20 protein-coding genes are annotated in these 21,077 nt (G+C 75.6%); 9 read left to right on the top strand and 11 right to left on the bottom strand.

Features of this window, described 5'->3' with window-relative positions; genetic code table 11:
* Positions 1-6 precede the first annotated feature (6 nt).
* Positions 7-186 carry a hypothetical protein gene (locus IU369_RS07840; protein ID WP_217924016.1) on the bottom strand — a complete coding sequence of 60 codons (180 nt, stop codon included), beginning with the start codon at positions 184-186 and terminating at the stop codon, positions 7-9.
* An 84-nt stretch (positions 187-270) separates the two neighbouring features.
* On the opposite strand from IU369_RS07840, the gene IU369_RS07835 reads away from it, so the two are divergent.
* On the top strand, positions 271-1,614 hold the full coding sequence (locus tag IU369_RS07835; protein ID WP_217924015.1) for a TrkH family potassium uptake protein: 1,344 nt from the start codon (positions 271-273) through the stop codon (positions 1,612-1,614).
* A 3-nt stretch (positions 1,615-1,617) separates the two neighbouring features.
* Here IU369_RS07835 and IU369_RS07830 read toward each other — a convergent pair whose 3' ends face one another.
* Positions 1,618-2,271 (bottom strand): hypothetical protein, encoded by a 654-nt coding sequence (locus tag IU369_RS07830; RefSeq protein ID WP_217924014.1) that lies wholly within the window; start codon positions 2,269-2,271, stop codon positions 1,618-1,620.
* A gap of 190 nt (positions 2,272-2,461) precedes the next feature.
* On the opposite strand from IU369_RS07830, the gene IU369_RS07825 reads away from it, so the two are divergent.
* Positions 2,462-3,586, top strand: a complete 1,125-nt coding sequence (locus IU369_RS07825; protein WP_217924013.1) for a GNAT family N-acetyltransferase — start codon at positions 2,462-2,464, stop codon at positions 3,584-3,586.
* A gap of 6 nt (positions 3,587-3,592) precedes the next feature.
* Here the strand turns inward: IU369_RS07825 and IU369_RS07820 are convergent, their stop codons facing one another.
* On the bottom strand, positions 3,593-5,227 hold the full coding sequence (locus tag IU369_RS07820; RefSeq protein ID WP_217924012.1) for a DEAD/DEAH box helicase: 1,635 nt from the start codon (positions 5,225-5,227) through the stop codon (positions 3,593-3,595).
* A gap of 197 nt (positions 5,228-5,424) precedes the next feature.
* On the opposite strand from IU369_RS07820, the gene IU369_RS07815 reads away from it, so the two are divergent.
* On the top strand, positions 5,425-7,620 hold the full coding sequence (locus IU369_RS07815) for an MMPL family transporter (protein ID WP_217924011.1): 2,196 nt from the start codon (positions 5,425-5,427) through the stop codon (positions 7,618-7,620).
* Between the two features lie 5 nt (positions 7,621-7,625).
* Here the strand turns inward: IU369_RS07815 and IU369_RS07810 are convergent, their stop codons facing one another.
* Positions 7,626-9,095 carry an MFS transporter gene (locus tag IU369_RS07810; RefSeq protein WP_217924010.1) on the bottom strand — a complete coding sequence of 490 codons (1,470 nt, stop codon included), beginning with the start codon at positions 9,093-9,095 and terminating at the stop codon, positions 7,626-7,628.
* Between the two features lie 62 nt (positions 9,096-9,157).
* Between IU369_RS07810 and IU369_RS07805 the strand changes: the two genes are divergently transcribed.
* Entirely contained in the window at positions 9,158-9,757 is a 600-nt protein-coding gene (locus IU369_RS07805) for a TetR/AcrR family transcriptional regulator (RefSeq protein WP_217924009.1), read from the top strand.
* Here the strand turns inward: IU369_RS07805 and IU369_RS07800 are convergent.
* Both IU369_RS07800 and IU369_RS07795 read right to left on the bottom strand, forming a co-directional pair.
* Positions 9,754-10,104: an acyl-CoA thioesterase gene (locus tag IU369_RS07800; protein ID WP_343233226.1), complete on the bottom strand. Its 351-nt coding sequence runs from the start codon at positions 10,102-10,104 to the stop codon at positions 9,754-9,756. The genes IU369_RS07805 and IU369_RS07800 overlap by 4 nt on opposite strands.
* A 38-nt stretch (positions 10,105-10,142) precedes the next feature.
* A complete protein-coding gene (locus IU369_RS07795) occupies positions 10,143-12,167 on the bottom strand; it encodes a RecQ family ATP-dependent DNA helicase (RefSeq protein ID WP_217924007.1) in 2,025 nt (674 codons plus the stop codon).
* Between the two features lie 77 nt (positions 12,168-12,244).
* Here IU369_RS07795 and IU369_RS07790 point away from each other — a divergent pair, with 77 nt between their 5' ends.
* The 3 genes from IU369_RS07790 (at position 12,245) to IU369_RS07780 (ending at position 14,596) form a co-directional block, all read left to right on the top strand.
* Complete coding sequence (locus IU369_RS07790) at positions 12,245-12,595, top strand: YidH family protein (RefSeq protein ID WP_217924006.1); 351 nt, start codon at positions 12,245-12,247, stop codon at positions 12,593-12,595.
* A gap of 104 nt (positions 12,596-12,699) precedes the next feature.
* A complete protein-coding gene (locus IU369_RS07785; RefSeq protein WP_217924347.1) occupies positions 12,700-14,157 on the top strand; it encodes a protein kinase domain-containing protein in 1,458 nt (485 codons plus the stop codon).
* Between the two features lie 43 nt (positions 14,158-14,200).
* Complete coding sequence (locus IU369_RS07780) at positions 14,201-14,596, top strand: hypothetical protein (protein WP_217924005.1); 396 nt, start codon at positions 14,201-14,203, stop codon at positions 14,594-14,596.
* Here the strand turns inward: IU369_RS07780 and IU369_RS07775 are convergent.
* The 5 genes from IU369_RS07775 to IU369_RS07755 are packed head-to-tail and all read right to left on the bottom strand — an operon-like array spanning position 14,593 to position 19,137.
* A complete protein-coding gene (locus IU369_RS07775; RefSeq protein ID WP_217924004.1) occupies positions 14,593-15,300 on the bottom strand; it encodes an N-acetylmuramoyl-L-alanine amidase CwlD in 708 nt (235 codons plus the stop codon). The two genes, IU369_RS07780 and IU369_RS07775, sit on opposite strands and share 4 nt — an antisense overlap.
* A complete protein-coding gene (gene trpA / locus IU369_RS07770) occupies positions 15,297-16,106 on the bottom strand; it encodes a tryptophan synthase subunit alpha (protein ID WP_217924003.1) in 810 nt (269 codons plus the stop codon). The genes IU369_RS07775 and trpA overlap by 4 nt, the downstream gene beginning before the upstream one ends.
* Entirely contained in the window at positions 16,099-17,292 is a 1,194-nt protein-coding gene (trpB, locus tag IU369_RS07765; RefSeq protein ID WP_217924002.1) for a tryptophan synthase subunit beta, read from the bottom strand. Before trpB ends, trpA begins: the two co-directional genes overlap by 8 nt.
* Positions 17,289-17,939, bottom strand: coding sequence for a phosphoribosylanthranilate isomerase (locus IU369_RS07760; protein WP_217924001.1), 651 nt, complete (start codon positions 17,937-17,939; stop codon positions 17,289-17,291). The genes trpB and IU369_RS07760 overlap by 4 nt, the downstream gene beginning before the upstream one ends.
* Positions 17,929-19,137, bottom strand: coding sequence for a sensor histidine kinase (locus IU369_RS07755; protein ID WP_217924000.1), 1,209 nt, complete (start codon positions 19,135-19,137; stop codon positions 17,929-17,931). Before IU369_RS07755 ends, IU369_RS07760 begins: the two co-directional genes overlap by 11 nt.
* 234 nt (positions 19,138-19,371) lie before the next feature.
* Here IU369_RS07755 and IU369_RS07750 point away from each other — a divergent pair, with 234 nt between their 5' ends.
* Complete coding sequence (locus IU369_RS07750; RefSeq protein ID WP_217923999.1) at positions 19,372-19,746, top strand: response regulator; 375 nt, start codon at positions 19,372-19,374, stop codon at positions 19,744-19,746.
* 123 nt (positions 19,747-19,869) lie between these two features.
* On the top strand, positions 19,870-20,547 hold the full coding sequence (locus tag IU369_RS07745) for a response regulator transcription factor (protein WP_217923998.1): 678 nt from the start codon (positions 19,870-19,872) through the stop codon (positions 20,545-20,547).
* Positions 20,548-21,077: the final 530 nt, after the last annotated feature.

Here is a 21,077-nt window from a genome sequence, read left to right as displayed (position 1 = left end):
AGGGGCTCAGCAGGAGGGGCGGGGGCGCGGCCGGGTGGCGGTCCGCTCCATCTGGCCGGCGACCGCCGCGACCAGCGGGTGCGACGCCGCATCCGGCGGGTCGATGCGGGCGTGCCCGCCCTCGACCGTGACGTCGGCGAGGCGCGTGCCGTCGGGTGCGCGCACCGTCACGACCGGGGGCTCCATCCCCACATGGTAGACGGGCCGTCGGGGCGTGCGCCTGCGAGGATGCCGCCGCCCGAGGGGACCCGCCGCCGCCCGAGGTGACCCGTGCCACCCACCGCCGCCAGGCCCGCGTTCCGCCACCCCGCCCGCCTCGTCGTGGCCGCCTTCGTCGCGGTCATCCTCGTCGGCGCCGCCGTGCTGACCCTGCCCGGGGCCCGGGAGGGGGCCGGGGCGGCGTCCTTCGGGACGGCCCTCTTCACCTCCACCTCCGCCGTGACCGTGACGGGCCTCGCGACGGTCGACACCGCCACGTACTGGACCCCCTTCGGGCAGGCGGTGATCCTCGCGCTGATCCAGCTCGGCGGCCTCGGGATCATGACCACCGCGTCCGTCCTCCTGTTGCTGGTGGCGAAGCGGATCGGGCTGCGCGGCCGCATCGCCGCCCAGGCCGAGACCCAGTCGCCGGCCATCGGCGACCTGCGCCGCCTCGTCCTGGTGATCGTCGGCGTCAGCCTCGCCGTCGAGGCCGTCGTCGCCCTCGTCCTCGGGGTCCGCCTCGCGATCGACGGCCGCCCGGCGGGGGACGCCGCCTGGCAGGGGGTCTTCCACGCCGTCTCCGCGTACAACAACGCCGGCTTCTCGCTGTACTCCGACAACCTGATCGGGCTCGCCGGGGACCCCTGGTTCCTGATCACCGCGTGCCTCGCGGTGATCGTCGGCGGCATCGGTTTCCCCGTGTGGATCGACCTGCACCGCCGGCTGCGGCGCCCGGCGACGTGGAGCGTCCACACCAAGCTGACCCTGCTGACGACGGGCGTGCTGCTCGTCGCCGGGACCGCCGCGATGACCGCGCTCGAGTGGTCGAACACGGCGACGCTCGGGGCGCTCGGCTGGGGCGACCGGCTGGTCGGCGGCTTCACGGCCGGCGTCATGCCGCGGACCGCCGGCTTCAACGCGATCGACTACGCCGAGGCCGGCGACGCGTCGCTCCTGGTCACCGACATGCTGATGTTCGCGGGCGGCGGCAGCGGCAGCACCGCCGGCGGCATCAAGGTCACGACCCTCGCCGTGCTCGTCGTGGTCGTCTGGTCGGAGCTGCGGGGCGACCGCGACCCGACCGCGTTCCGCCGCCGGATGCCGCGGCGCGTGGTGCGCCAGGCGTTCACCGTCGCCGCGATCGCCGTCAACGTCGTGGTCGCCGCGACCCTCACCCTCATGCTCACCGACGACCTGCCGCTGTCGGCCGCCCTCTTCGAGTGCACGTCGGCCTTCGCCACCGTCGGTCTCTCCGCGGGCGTCACCCCGGGGCTCGGGACGCCGGGTCAGGCCGTCCTGATGCTGCTGATGCTGATGGGGCGGGTCGGGCCCCTCACCCTCTTCGTCGCGCTCGTCCTGCGCGAGCGGGAGCTGCTGTACCGCCACCCCGAGGAGCACCCGCTGGTGGGGTGAGCCTCAGGCCTCCCGGCGGCGGCGCATCCCGAGCGCGGTCAGGAGGACGGCCGCGAGGCCCGCGACCACCAGCGCCACGGCGAGCGCGGCGTCGGGGACGTCGTCCGTCAGCACGTCGTAGGTGCCGTGGAACGGCGTCGGGTGCTTCTCCCCCGACACGATGCGGTCGCCGATGCCGACGAGCGCGGTCGCCCCCACGAGTGCGGCGGCGCTCAGCAGGGCGGGGTGCGTCGGGGCCCGTCCGCTGCGGCGCAGGATCAGCGCCGACTTGATCAGCTTCGCGGCCTTCGCCAGGTACAGCACCTGCAGCAGGCGGGCGCCCTGCAGCGACGACAGGGCGCGCGCCGCGAGCAGCCCCTCGAGGATGCTCGTGAGCAACGGGAACGTGGCGAGGAGGATCACCACGCCGAACGCATGGCCCCGCAGCCACGCCCACCGCTCGCGGACCACGCTCAGCATGATCACGACCTCGACGAGGAAGACGAGCCAGATGCCCCAGGCGAGCGACACCGCGAGCACCGCCACCCAGCCGCCGAGCGACGAGAAGTAGAGCAGGACCGTCGGGATCGCCAGGATCGCCGCGGCCAGGACGGGGCGGTGGAGCCGCTTCTCCCACGCCGCGCCGCGGGGGTCGAGGGTGGGGTCGATTCCGGCCACGACCGCCCAGGATAGAGGGATGCGGGCCGGATCCGCGACCACCCGGGCAACCCCCATGGGTCCAGTGCGGAGCCCCCTCCTCCGCCGCCCGGACTGGACGTCCGGGGCGTGAGCCGGGACCGGCCCCCGCCGTACCCTCATCTCACGCGACGTCCCACCGGACGGCGTCGCCCGAAGAGGAGAGGCTTCGATGAGTGTGACCACCCGGGCCGTCCCCATGGATGGGCTTACCCCCGACGATCTCGCACGATGGCGTGACCTGGCCGCGCGGGCGGCCGAGCCGAACGTGTTCTTCGAGCCGGAGCTGCTGCTGCCCGCGGTGCGGGCGCTCGCCCGTCCCGGCGCCGTGCGCCTGCTCGTCGTGGCCGACGGGGACGGCCGCTGGACGGCGTGCGCCCCCGTCCACCGCGTCGCCGCGTGGGGCCGCCTCCGCCTGCCGTGCACGGCGGTGTGGGCGCACCCCTTCTGCGGGCTGGAGGCGCCGCTCGTGGACGGCGCGGACCCCGTCCCCGCCCTGACCGCGCTGCTCGGCGCGATGCGCCGGCCCACCGCCGGCCTGTTCGCCGCGTTCACCCAGATCCCGGCCGGGCCGCTGCGCCAGGCCCTCGACGTCGCCGCCGGCGGCGCGGGGATCGAGGTCGCGAGCTACGAGCGCGCCGGCCTGCGGCGCCGGTCCTCCTTCACCTACATGGACGGCATGAAGAGCAAGCGCCGCCAGGAGCTCGCCCGCCACCGGCGCCGCCTCGAGGAGCGGCACGGCCCGGTCGCCGTCGTGGACCTCGCGCGCGACCCGCAGGGGGTCGAGACCTTCCTCGCGATGGAGGCCTCCGGCTGGAAGGGCCGGGAGGGCAGCGCGCTCGCCGCCGACCCCGCCCACGCCGACTTCTTCCGGGAGGCCTGCGCGGGCCTGCGCGCCCTCGGGCGGCTCGAGCTGCTCACCCTCACCGCCGGCGGCCGCCCCGTCGCGATGAAGTGCAACATGGTCGCCGGCGACCGGATCTTCGGCGTGAAGCAGGCCTTCGACGAGTCGATGGCGACCTACTCGCCCGGCAAGCTGCTCGACATCGACACGATGCGCGGCTTCCACGACCGGCCGGAGCTGGCGCTGCTCGACACCATCGCGTCGGCCGACAACGCCACCGTCAACGCGATGTGGCCCGACCGCCTGCGGATGTCCACGGTCCTCGTGCCGGCGCGCGGCCCGCTCGGCGCCGCCGCGGGCGCCGCCCTGCGGACGGCCCTGCGTCGCCGCTCCGCCCCGGCGGAGCGGCCCGCCCGGGCCGAGCCGCTCACGGGCGCCGAGGTGCCCGCCTGAGGGACCTCAGGCGGCGGCGAGCCACCGCGCCGCGTGGGCGCGCCGCCGCTCGAGCTGCTCCATCGTCGCCTCCCCGACCCGCTCGACCCCGACGCGGCGGTTGAGCTCGGCGTTGACCTGCGAGTGCGACAGGCCGGTGATGCGGGAGATGTGACGCACCAGCGAGGCGTTGCTGTCGCGCAGGCGGCGGCGGCGCTCGCGGACGGGCAGGCCGCGCTCCTCCTCGGTGGCGGGCTCGGCCGGCGCCACCAGCAGGGGGGCGGGGGCGAGCTCGAGCAGCAGGCCCTCGTCGAGGGGCTCGGTCGCGACGGGGGGCGGGGCGCCCACCCCGGCGTCGGCGTCGGGCGCCGACCCCGTCGCCACCGCGGAGATCGCCGCGAACAGCGACATCTGGTCCTCCCGCTCCGGGGGCGCGACCTCCTCGATCTCGTCCGCCGGCTCGACCTCTCCCTCCTCGCCGTCGGGGCGGCGCAGGCTGTGGCGCCGCTGCTCGGCGATGGCGGCCGCGTGGGCCCGCAGGCGCGGGTCGTCGGGGATGAACATGTGGCTCGGCTGGGCGCCGAGGCCGCGCGTCCAGCGCACCAGCCGACCGACCGCCTGGCGGAAGAACAGCTCGGTGGTCGTCGTGGTCGCGAAGACGCCGACCCGCAGGCGGGGGATGTCGACGCCCTCCGAGATCATCCGGACGGCGACGATCCAGGGGTCGGTGCCCGTCGCGAACGCCGCGATCCGCCGCGTCGCGCCCGGGTCCTCCGACACGGCGACGACGGGGTGCACGCCGAGGCGGCGGCGCATGATGTCGGCGATGCCGCGGGCGTGCTCCTGGTCGATCGCGATGACCATGCCCCCCGCGCCGGGGTGCGTGCGGCGCGTCAGCATCAGGCGCTCGTGGGCGCGTGACAGCACGTCCGGGAGCCACTCGCCGCCGACCGACAACGCCGTCCGAAGGCGCTGAGCGGACCCGACGGCGTCGAGGCGGTCGGCGAACGTCGCCGAGGCGAGCGTGCCGTCGGCGGCGACCCACTCCATCTCCCCGTCGGTGCGGGGGAACCGGACGGTGCGCACCACGCCGCCGTCGGCGAGCGCGTCGGCGTAGCCGTACTCCACGTCGGCCTGCGCGAGGCCGTCGTCGTCGTACCGCACGAACGGGATCGCGCGGGTGTCCGAGCGGAACGGGGTGCCGGACAGGCTCAGGCGCACCGCGGCCCCGGCGAACGCCGCGCGGGTGCCGTCGCCCCAGGCGCGCTCCTCACCGGAGTGGTGCGCCTCGTCGAGAACCACGAACGCGTCGCGCGCGATCGCCGCGATCGCCGCGGCGCTGGAGGCGACCTGCTGGTACGACGTGACCATGCCGTGGACGTCGGCGGGCAGCCCGCCGTCCGAGGCCGTCCACGACGGCTCGAGGTGCAGGTCGAGGCCCTCGGCGGCGTCGGCCCACTGGGTCTTGAGGTGCTGGGTGGGCGCGACGACGATCAGGCGCCGGCGCGGCGCGAGGGCGAGGTCCTGCCGGGCCGCGGCGAGCGCGAACGTGGTCTTCCCCGCGCCCGGGGTGGCCACGGCCAGGAAGTCGGGGCCGGGCCGTTCCCGGAAGGTGTCGAGGGCCGCCTTCTGCCAGCGGCGGAGTCTGATCGATCGGGTCATCCGCGGCCGGGCACGATAGCCGCCCGCGCGGATGCATGGCCGCCGGGCGATGAATCCGGGCCGCCCGGACGGTCATGATGGCGGCGCGTCCCCGCGCGCCGGACCGCGCACCGCCGATGGGAGGAACACATGTTCGACAACGGGCCGCCCGCTGCGGTAGCGTCGCCCCGTCCTGATCCGAGACGCCGGGAGGCATCGTGACGTCGTTCACGCGTTGGGTCCTGGGGCACCGCCTCGTGGTGGTGCTGGCATGGGTCGTGATCGCCGTCGCGGCGTTCGCGTCGGTGGGGCCGGCGGTCGACGCGCTCTCCGACGAGTTCGAGCTGCCCGGGCGCGAGAGCAGCGACGCCGCGAACCTGATCGAGCAGCGCTACGGCAACGGCGGGCCACGCGTCTCCGGGCCCCTGGTCCCCGTCGTGCAGCTGCCGGAGGGCACGACGGTCGACTCCCCCGGTGTCCGCGACCAGATCGGCGAGGCGTTCCGGGCCGTCGGCGACGCGATCCCCGGCTCCCGCTCCGCCGACTTCGCCAGCACCGGCGACCGCGTCTTCGTCTCGGAGGACGGCCGCACGACCTACGGCGTCGTCTACTTCCCCGCCGCGCAGGTCGCGTTCGAACCGGCCGGGGAGGCCATCGACCAGGCACGGGCCGCCGCGGCCGGCGTGTCGGTGGAGGGCGCACCGGTCCTCATCACCGGCCTCGACGTGCTCGCGACCGGCGACGACGAGTCGGCGGGCCCGAGCGTGCTCGCCGAGACGCTGATCGGCGGCCTCGGCGCCCTCATCGTGCTCGCCTTCGTCTTCGGGTCGACGATGGCGTTCGTCCCGCTGCTGATGGCGGCGATCGCCATCCCGACGACCTTCCTCGCGCTCTGGCCCCTCGCCGAGGTGACCGAGGTCTCGGTGGTCGTGCAGTTCCTGATCTCGCTGATCGGCCTCGGAGTGGCGATCGACTACTCGCTGCTGATCGTCATGCGCTGGCGCGAGGAGGTCGCCGCCGGGCGCGACCGCGACGACGCCGTCGTCGCGACCATGGAGCACGCCGGGAGGGCGGTGATCTTCAGCGGGCTCGCCGTCGCGATCGGGCTCCTGTCCCTCGTGGTGCTCCCCGTGCCGTTCCTGCGCAGCATCGGCTACGGCGGCATGCTGATCCCCGTCATCAGCACGCTGGTCGCGGTGACGCTCCTGCCGGTCGTGCTCGCGACGGTCGGGCCGCGGCTCGACCGGTGGGGCTTCCGCCGCCGCACCTCCAACGCCGGCGGCGGCTGGGTGCCGTGGGGCCGCTTCGTCGTCCGGCGCCGGTGGATCGTCGGCGCGGTGGCGCTGCTGATCCTGCTCCTCCTGTTCATCCCGGTGTTCGGCTTCTCGACCGGGACCCCGCGCGCCGACGCCCTCGCGTCGAGCGGCGAGGGACGGACCGCGGTCGACGCCCTGACGGACTCGGGCATCGGCCCCGGCGTCCTGGCGCCGTACGAGGTCGCGGTCACGGGCGGCGACCCCGCTGCCGTCCGCGACGCCGCCGCCGGGGTCGCGGGCGTCCGCGGGGCGATCGCCCCGGACGACGCGCGGTGGCGCGTCGGCGACACCGCGATCGTGAACGTCTTCCCCCTCGAGGAGGACAGCGCCTCCACGGTCGCCGGGGTGCGCGACGCCGTGGGCGACCTGCCGGGCGAGCCGCTCGTCGGCGGCATCGTGGCCGGCAACGTCGACTTCAACGACGCCGTCTACGGGAACTTCGTCTGGGTGGTGCTGGTGATCCTCGCGGTCACCTTCATCCTGCTGGCCCGGGTCTTCCGCTCGCTGCTGCTGCCGTTGAAGGCCGTGGTCTTCAACATCCTGTCGATCGGCGCGGTGTGGGGCTTCATGGTCGTCTTCTGGCAGAACGGCCACGGGTCGGGGCTGCTCTTCGACATCGAGCCGACGGGGGCGCTCACGGTCTGGGTGCCGCTGATGGTGTTCGCGTTCCTCTACGGGCTCTCGATGGACTACGAGGTCTTCATCCTGAGCCGCATGCGGGAGGAGTACGACCGCGACGGGTCGACCGACCGCGCGGTGGTCGCCGGCCTCGCCCGCACCGGGCGCCTGGTGACGGCGGGGTCGCTGATCCTGTTCCTCGCGTTCGTCGCCCTCTCGGCGACGCCGGGGACCGACATCAAGGTCTTCGCGACCGCGCTGGCCATCGGCATCCTGCTCGACGCGACGGTGGTGCGCAGCATGCTGCTGCCCGCCTTCGTGGCCGTGCTGGGGCGCTGGAACTGGTGGCTGCCGGTCTGGGCCGCGCGGATCCTGCGCGTCGAGCCCAGCCTGCCGCCCCCCGAGCGCCGGGGCGACACGCCCCTCGGGCTCGACCCGGCGCCGGTCGCCCCGGCGACCCCGGCGACCGCCACCGAGTAGGGCGGTCAGCCCCGGGAGGCGGCGACCGCCTCCCGGGGCACGCGGCGGCGCGGGGAGATGCCGAGGGCGAGCAGCGCCGCGACGAGGGCGGCGGCCGCGCCCAGCCACAACGAGGTGCTGAAGCCGCCCTCGGCGGGGATGTCGGTGCCCGCGATGGTGTCGCTCGCGAGCAGGGTGATCGCCGCCTGCGCGCCGATGGCGCTGCCGACGGTGCGCACGACCGTGTTCATCCCCGTCGCGATGCCGGTCTCGGTGGGGCTCACCGCGTCGGCGATCAGCTTCGGCATCGCGCCGAACGCCACCGCGACGCCGGCGGCGCCGACGGCGTAGCCGAGCATCAGCTGCCACGGCTCCGCGTGGATCGCGGCGAGCATGGCGGAGCCGATCGCCGTGACGAGGAGGCCGATCGCGAGGGCGTACTTGAAGCCGATCTGGCGGCCGAGGACGCCGCCGTAGGGGCCGGCGGGCAGCATCACCAGCGCGCCCGGGATGAGGTAGAGCGCCGACACCGTGACGCTGGCGCCGAAGCCGTAGGTCACGAGCGCCTGGGCGTCCACGGGGAGCCCGCTCGGCATCTGCGCGAACAGCGGCAGAACCGTGAAGATCGCGTACATCGTGAAGCCGCAGAACAGCGCGGCGAGGTTCGTGAAGAGGACGGGCCGGCGGGCCATCATCCGCATGTCCACGAGCGGCTGCGCCGTGCGCGACTCGATCCAGCCCCAGAGCACCAGGATCACGAGGCCGGCGCCGAGAACGCTCATCTGCAGCGGCGAGCCCCAGCCCCACGACCGGCTCTCGGTGAGCGCCACGAGGACGCAGATCAGGCCGGCCGACAGCAGCAGCGCCCCCGGGATGTCGAGGGACGCCCGCGCCCGCGACGGCGACGGCGGCACGGCGGCGCGGACGAGCCCCATGGCGATCAGGCCGATCACGGCGCCGACGACGAAGAGGATCCGCCACGAGCCGTTGTCCACGATGATCCCGCTCATCACCAGGCCGAGCCCGCCGCCCACGCCGAGCATCGCCGAGATGAGCCCCATCGCCACGCCCATGCGCTTCGGCGGCATCTCGTCGCGGATGATCGAGAAGCACAGCGGGTAGACGGCGCCGCCGACGCCCTGGATCGCGCGGAACACGATCAGCGACGTGATGTCCCACGCGAAGATGCTGAGGATCGACCCCACGGTGAAGATCGCGAGCGTCACGAGCAGCATGCGGTCCTTGCCGTACTGGTCGCCGAGGCGCCCCAGCAGCGGCGTCGCGACCGACGCGCTCAGCAGGTAGATCGACACCGTCCAGGCGACCCAGGCCGTCGTGCTGTCCAGGTCGCGCTGCAGCTCGGGGAGCGCGGGGACGACCACCGCCTGCATGAGCGCGAAGGACCCGCCGGCGACGGTGAGGGCGAGGAGCAGGAGGCCCGGCCTCGGGGGGCGGCGGGTGCGGGACGCCGCCAGGGAAGGGGTCGAACCGGACATCGGGCCTCCGCGGTCGCTCGTGCTTTACGCAACGTACAGTAAATGCGGATAGGATCGTACCGATGGCATCCCCGCCCCGCCCCGCCCGTCCCCGCGGCCGTCCCCGGTCGGCCGATGTCGACGCCGCCATCCTCGACGCCGCGGCGGCCCTGCTCGGCGAGGTCGGCTACAGCGCCATGTCGATGGAGGCCGTCGCCGCACGCGCCGGGGTCGCGAAGCCGACGGTGTACCTGCGGTACGCCGGCAAGGCGGAGCTCGTCGCCGCCGCCTTCGAGCGGCTGCGCATGGGCGGCGCGCCGGCGCTGTCGGGCGACCTCCGGACCGACCTGGTCGCCCAGCTCCGCCACCTGCGCAGCGTGTTCGACCGGGTGGGCATGTCCCTCACCGGCGTGTGCCTGGCGGAGGCGGAGCACCTGCCCGACCTGATCGCCGCCCTCCGCGAGCGGAGCCTCCACCCGGGACGCCGGCTGCTGCGCGACGCCCTGGAGGCCGCGCGCGACCGCGGCGGGATCGCGGAGGACGCCGACGTCGCGACCGCCGTGGAGATGTGCGTCGGCGCCTACTACGCCCGGCACCTGGCGGGCGACCCGTTCGACCCCGGCTGGGAGGAGCGCGTCGCCGACGCCACCCTCCGCGCCGTCGGCGCCCGCCCCTCGTCCTAGTCGCGCACGGCCGTCGGTCGTCCGTCGGCGCCGAGGGCGACCATCGTGAAGACGCCGGTGGTGCAGAGCTCGCGGGTGTGACCGGCGGGGTCCTCGCGGTGGGCCTCCACGACCACCTGCATGCTGGTCCGGCCCACCGAGTCGACGCGGGCGACCAGCTCGACGAGCTCGCCCTCGCGGATCGCGACCCGGAACTCCAGCCGGTCGACCGCCGCCGTCACCACGGCCACCGAACCCGCGCGGCGGACCCCGGCGACCGCCGCCGCGGAGTCCATCCACGCCATCAGGGTCCCGCCGTAGAGCGTCCCCAGGTGGTTCGTGTCGCCCGGGAAGACGAACCGGCACATCCGCGTCTCGGGAGGCGCCGCGGCCCCCTGGTCCTCGCTCACGCCCCGCCCTCCCCCGCTCGCCCGACGATCTCCAGGATGCGCGGCCCGTGCGTCTCGAGCAGCCACGGCCCGACGCCGCGGACGGCCGACAGCGCGCGCTCGTCGCGGGGCGCGGCCTGCGCGATGCCCGCCAGCGTCCGGTTGGACGCGACGCGGAACGCGGGCCACCCCAGCTCCTTCGCCACCTCCCCGCGCCACGCGCGCAGCACGTCGAACACCCTCCGCGCGGCGACGTCGAGCGCCTCCGCGGGCTCGGGCGCCCCGCGGGTGCCGCCACCGGTGTCCCCGGGCGCCGCCACCGCGGCCGACGCGAGGTCGGCGGGCGGCGCGCAGTGGTCGCAGCAGCGCTCCTCGGGGGCGGGCTCCGAGGGGTCGCCGAAGTGGTCGAGGAAGACCTGGCGGCGGCAGGCGTCGCCGCGGATGTAGGCGACGGCCTGGTCGAGGCTGACGTGGCGGCGGCGCAGCTCCGCGCCGACCTGCTCCCCGAGGTCGCGCCGCTGGTCGGGCGACAGGCGCGCGACGGCGAGGCGCCCCCGGCGACCCCCGCCGGGTGCGCCCTCGACCTCGAGGGCCCCGACGCGCTCGGCCATCGCCAGGCGGAAGCCGACGGCGTCGTCGACCTCGGAGCGGCCCATCTCGAAGGAGCCGTCGGGCGCGGCGCGGGCGGCGAGGCGCGCCAGCAGCTCGTCCACCTCCGAGGGCTCGAGGCGCGCGAAGGTGATGCGGCGGCGGATCGCGACCTCGTCGCCGGGTCCCGCCAGGATGACGTGCCGGGACGGCTCGCCGTCGCGGCCGGCGCGCCCGGCCTCCTGGTAGAGCTGCTCCAGCGAGTCGGGCAGGGCGGTGTGCACCACGAGCCGCACGTCGGGGACGTTGACGCCCATGCCGAACGCGTTGGTGGCGGCGACCACCTGGGCGCGGCCGGCGGTGAACTCCTCCTGCGCCTCGGAGCGGTCGGCGCGGCCCGCGTGGTAGGCGACGGCGCTGAACCCCTCGGCGCGGAGCATCTGGGCGGTCTCGTCGGTGGCGCGCCGGGTGCCGCAGTAGACGATCGCCTTGCCGCCGCCGGCGCTCGCGAGCGCGGCCATCAGCGCCCGGCGCTTGCGGGCCGTCGAGCCCCGGCCCTCGACCCACGCGGCGTCGAACGTGAGGTTGGGTCGGTCGAACCCTCCGACGACCTCGACGGGGTCGTCCAGGCCGAGGCGGCGGGCGATGTCGGCGCGGACCCGCTCGGTGGCCGTCGCCGTGAGGGCCATCGTCGCCCGCGGCCGCAGGTCGCGGCGGAACTGGCCGACGCGCCGGTAGTCGGGGCGGAACTCGTGGCCCCACTCGGAGACGCAGTGGGCCTCGTCGATCACGAGCAGCGCGACGCGGGCCTCGGACAGCGCCCGCCGGAACGCGGCGGAGTGGAACCGCTCGGGGGCGACGTAGAGCAGCGAGAGCCGCCCGGTCCGCGCGGCGTCGAGGGCGGCGCGGCCCTCCTCGTCGGACAACCCGGAGTGCAGGGCCGCCGCGGCCACGCCCGCCCGCTGCAGCCCGCCGAGCTGGTCGGTCATGAGGGCGATGAGGGGCGAGACGACGACGGTCAGCCCGTCGAGCGCGGCGGCGGGGGCCTGGTAGCAGAGCGACTTGCCCGAGCCGGTCGCCATGACGACGAGGGCGTCGCGCCCGGCGAGGCCGGCGGCGATGGCGAGGTCCTGGCCGGGGCGCAGGCGCCGGACGCCGAGGCGGGCGAGCACCGCGGGCAGGGGCTCGGCGCGGGGGACCGCGTCGACGTCGCCGGCGGGCGGGCGGCGGGCCGTCAGCGCGGTGACGAGGTGCCCGAGGCGGCGGCGCCCCGCGTGGTCGAGCCCGCCCCAGTGGGCGCGGAGGTCCGCGAGCAGCTCCTCGATGCGCGCGTGCGCCGCCGGGCCCTCGGATCCCGCGGTCTCGGCGGCCTCGACCCAGCGCGCCAGCTCGGCCAGGGCGCCCAGGGGGAGCTCGGCCCCGGCGATCACGGACTGCTCGAGGGCGGCGGGCACCCCCTCAGGGTGGCATCCCGGCCGGACGGCCCGCCCCGCCCGGGGTGCGCCTCCGGTGAGGGGTTAGCCTTCGCGGCATGGACGAGCAGCTCGCCGACGCCACCCGCCGCACCCGGCTCGCGAACGAGCGGACGTTCCTCGCCTGGCTGCGCGGCGGACTCACCTCGATCGCCGTGGGTGTCGGTGCGGGAGCGGTGGTCCCCGGCGTCGCGACCGTGACGCGTTGGCCCTTCATCGTCCTCGGCGTCGGCTTCGGGCTCTTCGGGATCCTGCTGATGGTCTACGGGGTCGTCCGGCAACGCGAGGTCGAGCGCGCACTCGCCGAGGGCCGCTACGCGCCGCTGTCGTCCCGCGCGGCCCTCGCGATGGCCGCCTTCGGGGTGGCGCTCGGCCTGATCAGCGTGCTGGCGGTCCTCATCGAGATGTGAGCGGGGACCCGGTGCCAAGGAGGGTCGGGGCCGAGGGCGAACCGTTCTAGGGTGAACCGCGTCCCGAAGGCCCCCGTGCGGGGCCACCGCCAGGAGGTCCGGCGCTGAGGCTCGTCCCCGGAGAGGAGTTCGGCCGCTACCGCATCGAGGCCGAGATCGGCCGCGGGGGCCAGGCCGTCGTGTACCGGGCGACCCAGCTCGACCTGGACCGGCCGGTCGCGCTGAAGGTCTTCGGCGAGGGCTACCTGGAGCGCGGCGGGTCGATGGAGCGGTTCCGGCGCGAGGCGATCGCCGCCGGCCGTCTGGAGCACCCGCGGATCGTCCCCGTCTACGACGCGGGCGACATCGACGGGCAGGCGTTCATGTCGATGCGCCTCATCCCCGGCGACAGCCTGGCGGAGCGGATCGCCCGCACCGGCCCCCTGCCCCCCGACGAGGCGATCGCCGTGCTGTCGGACATGGCGGAGGCCATCGACTTCGCCCACGCCCGCGGGACGGTCCACCGGGACATCAAGCCCGCCAACATCCTCCTCGACGGCGACGGCTCCGCGTGGCTCAGCGACTTCGGGCTGGTGCGCTTCGACGACATGCCCGGCCTCACCCGCCGGGGCGACTGGCTCGGCACCGCCGAGTACGTGTCGCCGGAGCAGGTGGAGGGCGAGCAGGCCACGCCCGAGTCGGACCGCTACTCCCTCGCGGTGGTCGCGTTCGAGACCCTCACCGGCCGCGCCCCGTTCGTGCGGCGCGAGGCGAGCGCGGTGCTGCTCGCCCAGGTCCGCGACCCGGTGCCGGACGCGTCCGCGATCGCGGGGTCGCTGCCGACGGCGGTCGACGACGTGCTCGCCCGGGGCATGGCGAAGGACCCGGCGGCCCGCCCGGGCAGCGCGCGGGAGCTCGTCCAGGAGCTGCGCCGGGCCCTCGGCAGCGCGACCCTCCGGCCGACGGTCGTCGGGGCGCCCCTGCCGGGCGAGGGCGACCCGTGGGACGCCGCCCTCGGCCGGTTCACGACGGAGGGGTCGCCCACCCCGGAGCCGGAGCGCCCCACGCAGGCGTTCGGCGACGCCGCCCGCCGGCGCGCGATGGCGATGGGACGCGACGTCGCGATCGCCGCGGCGGTCGCGGCGGCGCTGCTGATCGGCGCCGCCGGGGTCGGCGGGTGGATGCTCGGGGCGAACAGCGCCGACGCCTCGGGGGCCGAGGCGCGCGGGTTCGAGGCCGGCAAGATCGAGGGCCAGCAGACGGGTTTCGAGGCGGGGCGCAAGAAGGGACAGGCGGACGGCAAGCGGGAGGGCCTCGCCCAGGGCCGCAAGGAGGGCCAGAAGGCGGGCCGGGCGGCGGGGCTGCGCGTCGGCCGCGAGCAGGGCGAGGCCGAGGGGCTGGCGTCGGGTGTCGCGCAGGGGCGGTCCACGGCGCTCAGCGGCCTGTCGCCGGGGTCCTGGTACATCGTGCGCGTCGGCTCCGACGACGCCGGCGCGGTGGTGTCGTCCTCGACCCCCGTCGCCCCGGACGCCAGCCAGTGCTACGCGGTCAGCGGCGAGACCGTCCTGACCGGGTCCTGCTGACCCCCTGACCCTCCTCCTCGTCAACGCGGCGGCGACGCTGGCGATGACGGGCCTGATCTGGTTCGTCCAGGTCGTCCACTACCCGCTCCTCGCCCACGCCGGCCGGGAGGGTTTCGCCGCCCTCGCGGCCGAGCACCAGCGCCGCACGGGGTGGGTGGTCGCCGCGCCGATGGTGGTGGAGGCGGTGACCGCCGCGGGCCTGGTGGTGTGGACGCCGGACGGCGTGGCGCGGTGGGTCACCGTCCTCGGCCTCGTCCTCGTCGCGGTGATCTGGGCCTCCACCTGGCTGCTGCAGGTGCCCCGCCACCGGGAGATGCTGGGCGGCTTCGACGCCGCCGGGCACCGGCGGCTCGTGGCGGGCAACTGGGTGCGCACCGCCGCCTGGACCGCGCGCTCCGCCCTCGTGCTCGGCATGCTCGCCGCCGCGGCGGGCGCCTAGCGGAGCAGCCCGCGGGCCCGCAGGTGGCTGCGGATCGCGGCAGTGACGGCGACGGCGATCGGGTCGACGCGGCGCAGGAAGGCGTCGTCGGCGCCGGGGGCGCCGGCCTCCAAGATCACGCGGGCGGAGGCGCGGGTGCGGAAGAAGCCGTGGAACCGGGTCATGCGGGGGTTGCCGTCGCGGGGCTCCACGCCGCCGAAGGTCCCGTCCGCGCCGGGGGCGGTGCGGTACAGGCGCCCGAACGACGAGGCGATGCGCCGCGCCAGGTCGTCGGAGCGGCGCTCCACGGCGACCGTCACGGGGAACGCCCGCCGGTGCGGGGCGCTGTCGGGGTATGGCGTCGGGCTCGGGGTGCCGCCGCCCTCGCCGCGGTACCAGTTCTCGCGCGTGCCGGCGACGGCGTGGCCGACGCCCGCCCGCCCGCCCGCGGCGTCGTGGTGCAGGCTGATGAAGACCGCCCCGCGGGCCCCGAGCGGCGTCACCCTGCCCGGGGTGCGGCGGGCGTCGATCCCAGCGGCGCGCAGGCGCGCCACGACGCGCGTCTGGAGCCGGGTGGTGAAGCCGATCTCGTCGCCGAAGGGGCCGGACCCGGCGCCGGTCTGGTCGGCGTACCCCGGCTCCCGCGGCGCCTGGTGCCCGGCCTGCACCCACACGACGGGGGCGGCGGCGGGCGGCGCGTGCAGCGCCGGCGGGGCGGCGATCACCCGGGCGCGACCGCCAGGCCCCGCAGGGCGGCGACGGCGTCCCGGCAGAAGTCCTCGACCTCGGCGCGCGCCGCGGCGGCGTCGGGCGCCGCGTCGATGCGGCGGATCAGCTCGCTCGCGACGATGACGCCGTCGGCGATGCCGCCGATCGCGGCGACGTGGGCGGGCGTGCGGATGCCGAACCCGACCGCGAGGGGGGCGTCGATGCGGGCGCGGGCCCGCGCGAGGAAGTCGCGCAGGCGCGCGTCGACCTCGACCTCGCCCCCCGTCACGCCGGTCACCGCGACGCAGTAGACGAACCCGTCGGCGCGGCGGCCGATCGCGGCGAGGCGGTCGTCGCCGCTGGTCGGCGCCGCGAGGGGGGTCACGGAGACCCCGGCGCGGGCGGCCTGCTCGCGCACCTCGTCGCCCTCGTCGATCGGCAGGTCCGGGAGGATCACCCCGGCGACGCCGGCGCGGGCGGCGCGCTCCATGAACGCCCGCGGGCCCGCGGCGAGCACGACGTTGACGTAGGTCATCAGCACGACCGGCGGCCCGCCGCGGAGCCCCTCGGCGATCTCGATGACGTCCTCGGGGCGGGTGCCGCCCTCGAGGGCCCGCTGGCCGGCCGCCTGGATCGTCGCCCCGTCGGCGAGCGGGTCGGAGAAGGGGATGCCGAGCTCGATGAGGTCGGAGTGGGCGGACGCCGCGGCGGCGTGGTCGGCGCTCGCGGCGAGGTCGGGGTAGCCGCCCATGACGTACGGCATGAAGAGGGGCCGGCCCGCGTCGCGGAAGGCCGCCCGGATGCGCTCCCCGCCCTCAGTCATCGAGCCCGAGGGCCGCCCCGACGGCGTCGACGTCCTTGTCCCCGCGCCCGGAGAGGCAGACGAGCACCGGGCCGGTGGCGCCCAGCTCGGCGCCCTCGCGGGCGAGCAGGGCGAGGGCGTGGGAGCTCTCCAGCGCGGGGATGATGCCCTCCGCGCGGGAGCAGACCTGGAACGCCGCGAGCGCCTCGGCGTCGGTGGCGCTGACGTACCGCACGCGGCCCGTGTCGCGGAGGTGGCTGTGCTCCGGCCCGACGCCGGGGTAGTCGAGTCCCGCCGAGATCGAGTGGGGCTCGGTGACCTGCCCGTCGGGGTCCTGCAGCAGGTACGAGAAGGTGCCGTGCAGCACCCCGGGCTGGCCGTGGCCGAGGGACGCCCCGTGGCGTCCGCTGTCGATGCCCTCCCCGCCGGCCTCGACGCCGACGAGCGCCACCCCGGCGTCGGGGACGAACTCGCGGAAGATGCCGATCGCGTTCGAGCCGCCGCCGACGCAGGCGACGACCGCCGCGGGCAGGCGCCCCTCCTCGGCGAGCATCTGGTCGCGTGCCTCGCGTCCGATGACCGACTGCAGCTCGGCGACGATCTCCGGGTAGGGCGCCGGCCCCGCCGCGGTCCCGATGACGTAGTGGGTCTCCCCCACGTTCGTCACCCAGTCGCGGATCGCCTCGTTGAGGGCGTCCTTGAGGGTGCCGATGCCGGAGTCGACCGGCCGCACCTCGGCGCCGAGCATCCGCATCCGGATGACGTTGAGGCGCTGGCGCGCCATGTCGACGCGGCCCATGTAGACGCAGCACTCGAGGCCGAAGAGCGCGGCCGCGGTGGCGGTGGCGACGCCGTGCTGGCCGGCGCCGGTCTCCGCGATGATCCGCCTCTTGCCCATCTTCGACGCGAGGAGGACCTGGCCGAGGGCGTTGTTGATCTTGTGCGCCCCCGTGTGGCAGAGGTCCTCGCGCTTGAGGTAGACGCGCTCGATGCCGTAGTCGCGCTCCAGGCCCTTCGCGCGGTAGAGCGGCGTGGGCCGGCCGACGTAGCGGTCGAGCAGGCCCTCCAGCTCGGCGCGGAACGCGACGTCGTCGCGGTAGCGCAGGTACGCCTCGGTGAGCTCGTCGAGGGCGCCGATCACCGTCTCCGGCACGTAGCGCCCGCCGAAGATCCCGTACCGGGTCCGCAGCTCTCCGTCGGGGGTCACGCGAGGGCCTTCCGTCGGGCGCCGCCGACCGCGGCGACGAAGGCGGCGACGAGGTCGGCGTCCTTCTCCCCGGGGGCCGACTCCACGCCGCTGGACACATCCACGAGCGAGGGGCGCAGGCGCACGACGGCGTCCGCGACGTTGCCGGGGCGCAGCCCCCCGGCGAGGGCGTAGGGGCGGCCGAGCCCCGCCGATCCGAGCAGCGACCAGTCGAAGGTGGTGCCGGTGCCGCCGTGCAGTCCCGCGACGGCGGCGTCGAGCAGCACGAGGTCGGCGGTGCTCGCCCGTGCCCGGTCGAGGGCGGCGGGGCCGTCGACGCGGATGCCCTGGACCACGGGGAGCCCGCTCGCGGCGCGCGCGGCGTCGGGGTCGGCGTCGCCGTGCACCTGCAGGTGCGTCAGCCCGACCCGGCGGGCGACGGCCGCCATCTCCCGGGGGGACGCCCCGACGAAGACGCCGACGCGGGCCGTGGTGGCGGGCACGGCGCCCGCGAGCGCGGCGGCCTCCCGCTCCCCGACGCGGCGGGGGCTGGCGTCCGCGAAGACGAACCCGATGCCCCAGACGCCGAGCCGCACGCAGGCGGCCGCGTCCGCGGCGCGGGTGATGCCGCACACCTTGACGGCGACCCCGCTCCCGTCAGGCCACATCGACGCTCACCTCCGGTGCCGCGCCGTTCCACCGCGGCAGGAACACCCGCACCGTGGAACCCTCCCCGGGGACGCTGGTGATGTCGAACGAGCCGCCGAGGATCTGGGCGCGGTCGCGCATGCCGTACAGGCCGAACCGCGCGAGGGGCATCCCGGGCTTGCGCCGCTGGACGGCCTCGGGGTCGAACCCGACGCCGTCGTCGGTGACCTCCATGGTCACGCCCTCCTCCGCGTCGACGGCCCGCACCCGGACGCGGGTGGCCCGACCGTGCCGCTGGGCGTTGGTGAGGGTCTCCTGGAGGATCCGGTAGAGGGTGATGCGCTGGGTGATGGAGACGCCGTTGACCGCGAACTCCCCCTCCCACTCGACGTCGGTCTCGCAGTCGGCCCGGGCGGCGAAGGCGGTGACGGCGTCCTGGAGGATGTCGTTGAGGCGGCGGTCCTCGAACTGGGCGGGGCGCAGGTGGCCGATCAGCTCGCGCATCTCGTGGAGCGCGCCCCCGACGGTCTCGTAGATGCGCCCGAGGGCGGGGCGGAGGGTGTCGGGGCTCGGCAGCCCGCCGTCGTCGGCGTCGGCGAGGTCGGCCTCGAGGAGCTGGACCTCGAGGAGCGCGACGGAGAGCTGCTGGGTGGGGCCGTCGTGGATGTCGAGGCCCATGCGGCCGAGCATCCGCTCGTCGGTGGCGAGGATCTGGGCCATGGCGCGCTCGAGGTTGTCGCGCATGCGGGCGGCGTCGAGCACGGCGCCGATGCGCTCCGCCCCCACCCGGACGGCGTGGCGGCGCACCGGGTCGGCGACCTCGGGGGCCTCGCCGGCGACGACGAGGAGGCCGCCGGAGGCGGTGGCGACGGGCAGCGCGAGGCCGCGGGGGGCCCCGAGGGCGGCGAGCGCCGCCTGGAGGGGGTCGTCGCCGCCGGGTTCGAGCTCGACCTCGCCGGTGGCGGGGTGGGCGTCCATCGCCTCGGCCACGATCGCCGCCGCGGGCTCGGGCACGCCGGCCGCCGCGACGAGCCGTCCCGTGGCCTCACGGGGGTCGTGGGTCCACACGATCGCCAGATCCGCCGACGCGGCGGACCGCACGGCCTCCGCGACGTCCCGCACGGCGGCGTCCCCGCGGGCGGGGTCCGTGTCGCACGACGTCACCGCGATGAGGGCCGCGACCGCGTCGGGGAGCGAGGGGTCGGGGACGGGCGGCATCCGGACGAATGCTAGTGGATGCCCCGTCAGCGGTCCCCCGCGGGCGCGCGCGCGGCTCCGCTAGCGCATGATCCCCCGGTCGGGGGCTCGCCGTCCGGGAAACATTCGCCTATACCTCTTGTTGCACCGAACTACCAAGGCGTCTAGGCGACCACGGCGGGAACGGGGCGTAGGGTCCCGTTCATCGCGGATCGCTCGTCCGCGGATCCCTGAGAGGGAGGGTGCTCGTTGCTGGTGCGTGTTCTCCTGGCGGACGACAATGCTCGTTTCCGCGGCGTCCTGCGCCGACTGCTCGAGCGCGACCCCGACATCGTGGTCGTGGCCGAGGCCGGTGACGGTGCCGCCGCCCTGGAGCTCGCCGACGAGCTGCAGCCCGACGTGGTCCTCATGGACGTCTCGATGCCGGGCCTGGACGGCCTGGAGGCCACCTACGCCCTGAAGGCGCAGCACCCGGACGTGACGGTCCTGATGCTCTCCGTCGGCGACAAGGAGCAGGAGATCGCCGCCGGCCTGGCCGGGGGCGCCGCCGAGTACCTCGTGAAGGGCGGGCCCGCCCGCGAGATCGTGGACGCGATCAAGCGCTACGGCCCGGTGCCGGGAACCGCCTGATCCTCACGATGCGGGGTCCCGCGCGACCCCGTGGCGGTGACGGACGTTGGTGAGGTCCGGTGGAATCGTTAGTGTGGCGCGACCACGCTCAAGGCGACCGCCATGAGCGCCGATACACGGAACGTGGCCACAACCGACGTGTCGAACCCCCCGACCACCCCCGCAACCACCCCGCTCCGGGTCGCCATCGCGGACGACCACCGGCTGATGCTGGACGGGATCAAGCGGGCGCTCGAGACCGCCCCCGACATCAAGGTCGTCGGCGAGGCGATGAGCGGCGAGGAGATGCTGACCCTCGTGCCGCGGGTGCGGCCGGACGTCGTGATCCTCGACCTGCGTATGCCGAAGGGCGACGGCCTCACCACCCTCGCCGCGCTGCGCAAGGACTACCCGGACCTCAAGATCATCATCCTGTCGATGTTCGAGGACTCCGAGCACATCGACCAGGCGCTGCACCAGGGCGCCTCCGGCTACGTCGTGAAGTCGATCAACCCGCTCGACCTGCCCTCCACCATCCGGCAGGTCGTCGAGGGCACCGTCTACCACCCCCGCGGTCGCGGCGGTGACGGCGGCTCCGCCCCCACCGGCTCCGGCTCCGGCCACCCCGGCGGCCTGACGGACCGCGAGCTCTCGATCCTCCGCCTCGTCGCGGAGGGGCTGTCGAACCTCGACATCGCGAGCAAGCTCTACGTGACCGAGCAGACGGTCAAGTTCCACCTCTCGAACATCTACCGCAAGCTCGGCGTGGGGAACCGCACCGAGGCGACGCGGTACGCCTACCGGAACGGCCTGATCGAGTAACCCGCCGTGGCCGCCCCCCCCGGGGCGTTGCCGCGTCGTCCTCTCAGGTCCCGTCTGCGCCCCCCTCGCCGGGGGCGTTGCTCGTTCCGGCGGCGTTGCGCCCCGGCCCCTCCTCGGACGGTCCGGCCGATTGGACCTCGGTGGAGCGGCCACGTGGCCGTCCACGTCCGAACCCCGCAGGGACGCCGGGATGCGCTGACCTCTCCGGCCAAGTGGACCTCGCGGGTCCGGCCAAGTGGCCGTTTCTCGGAGTGCACTCAAAGCTGGGGCCTCGGCCGGATGGACCGTCGCCGGCCAAGTGGACCCCGCGGCCACGGCCAAGTGGCCGTTTGCCGGAGTGCGATTGGAGCTGGGGCCTCGGCCGAATGGACCGTCGCCGGCCAAGTGAACCTCGGGCGCCGGCCAAGTGGACCCCGGGCGCCGGCCAAGTGGACCTCGCGGTCACGGCCGAATGGACCTCGGGTCGTCGGCCAAATGGACCTCGCGGTCGTGGCCAAGTGGCCGTTTCCCGGAGTGCACTCAAAGCTGGG

Origin of the sequence: Miltoncostaea oceani, assembly GCF_018141545.1 — a bacterium.
Lineage (GTDB): Bacteria > Actinomycetota > Thermoleophilia > Miltoncostaeales > Miltoncostaeaceae > Miltoncostaea > Miltoncostaea oceani.
Note: the sequence above shows the minus strand (reverse complement) of the source record. Positions and strands in the feature narration are given on the sequence as shown.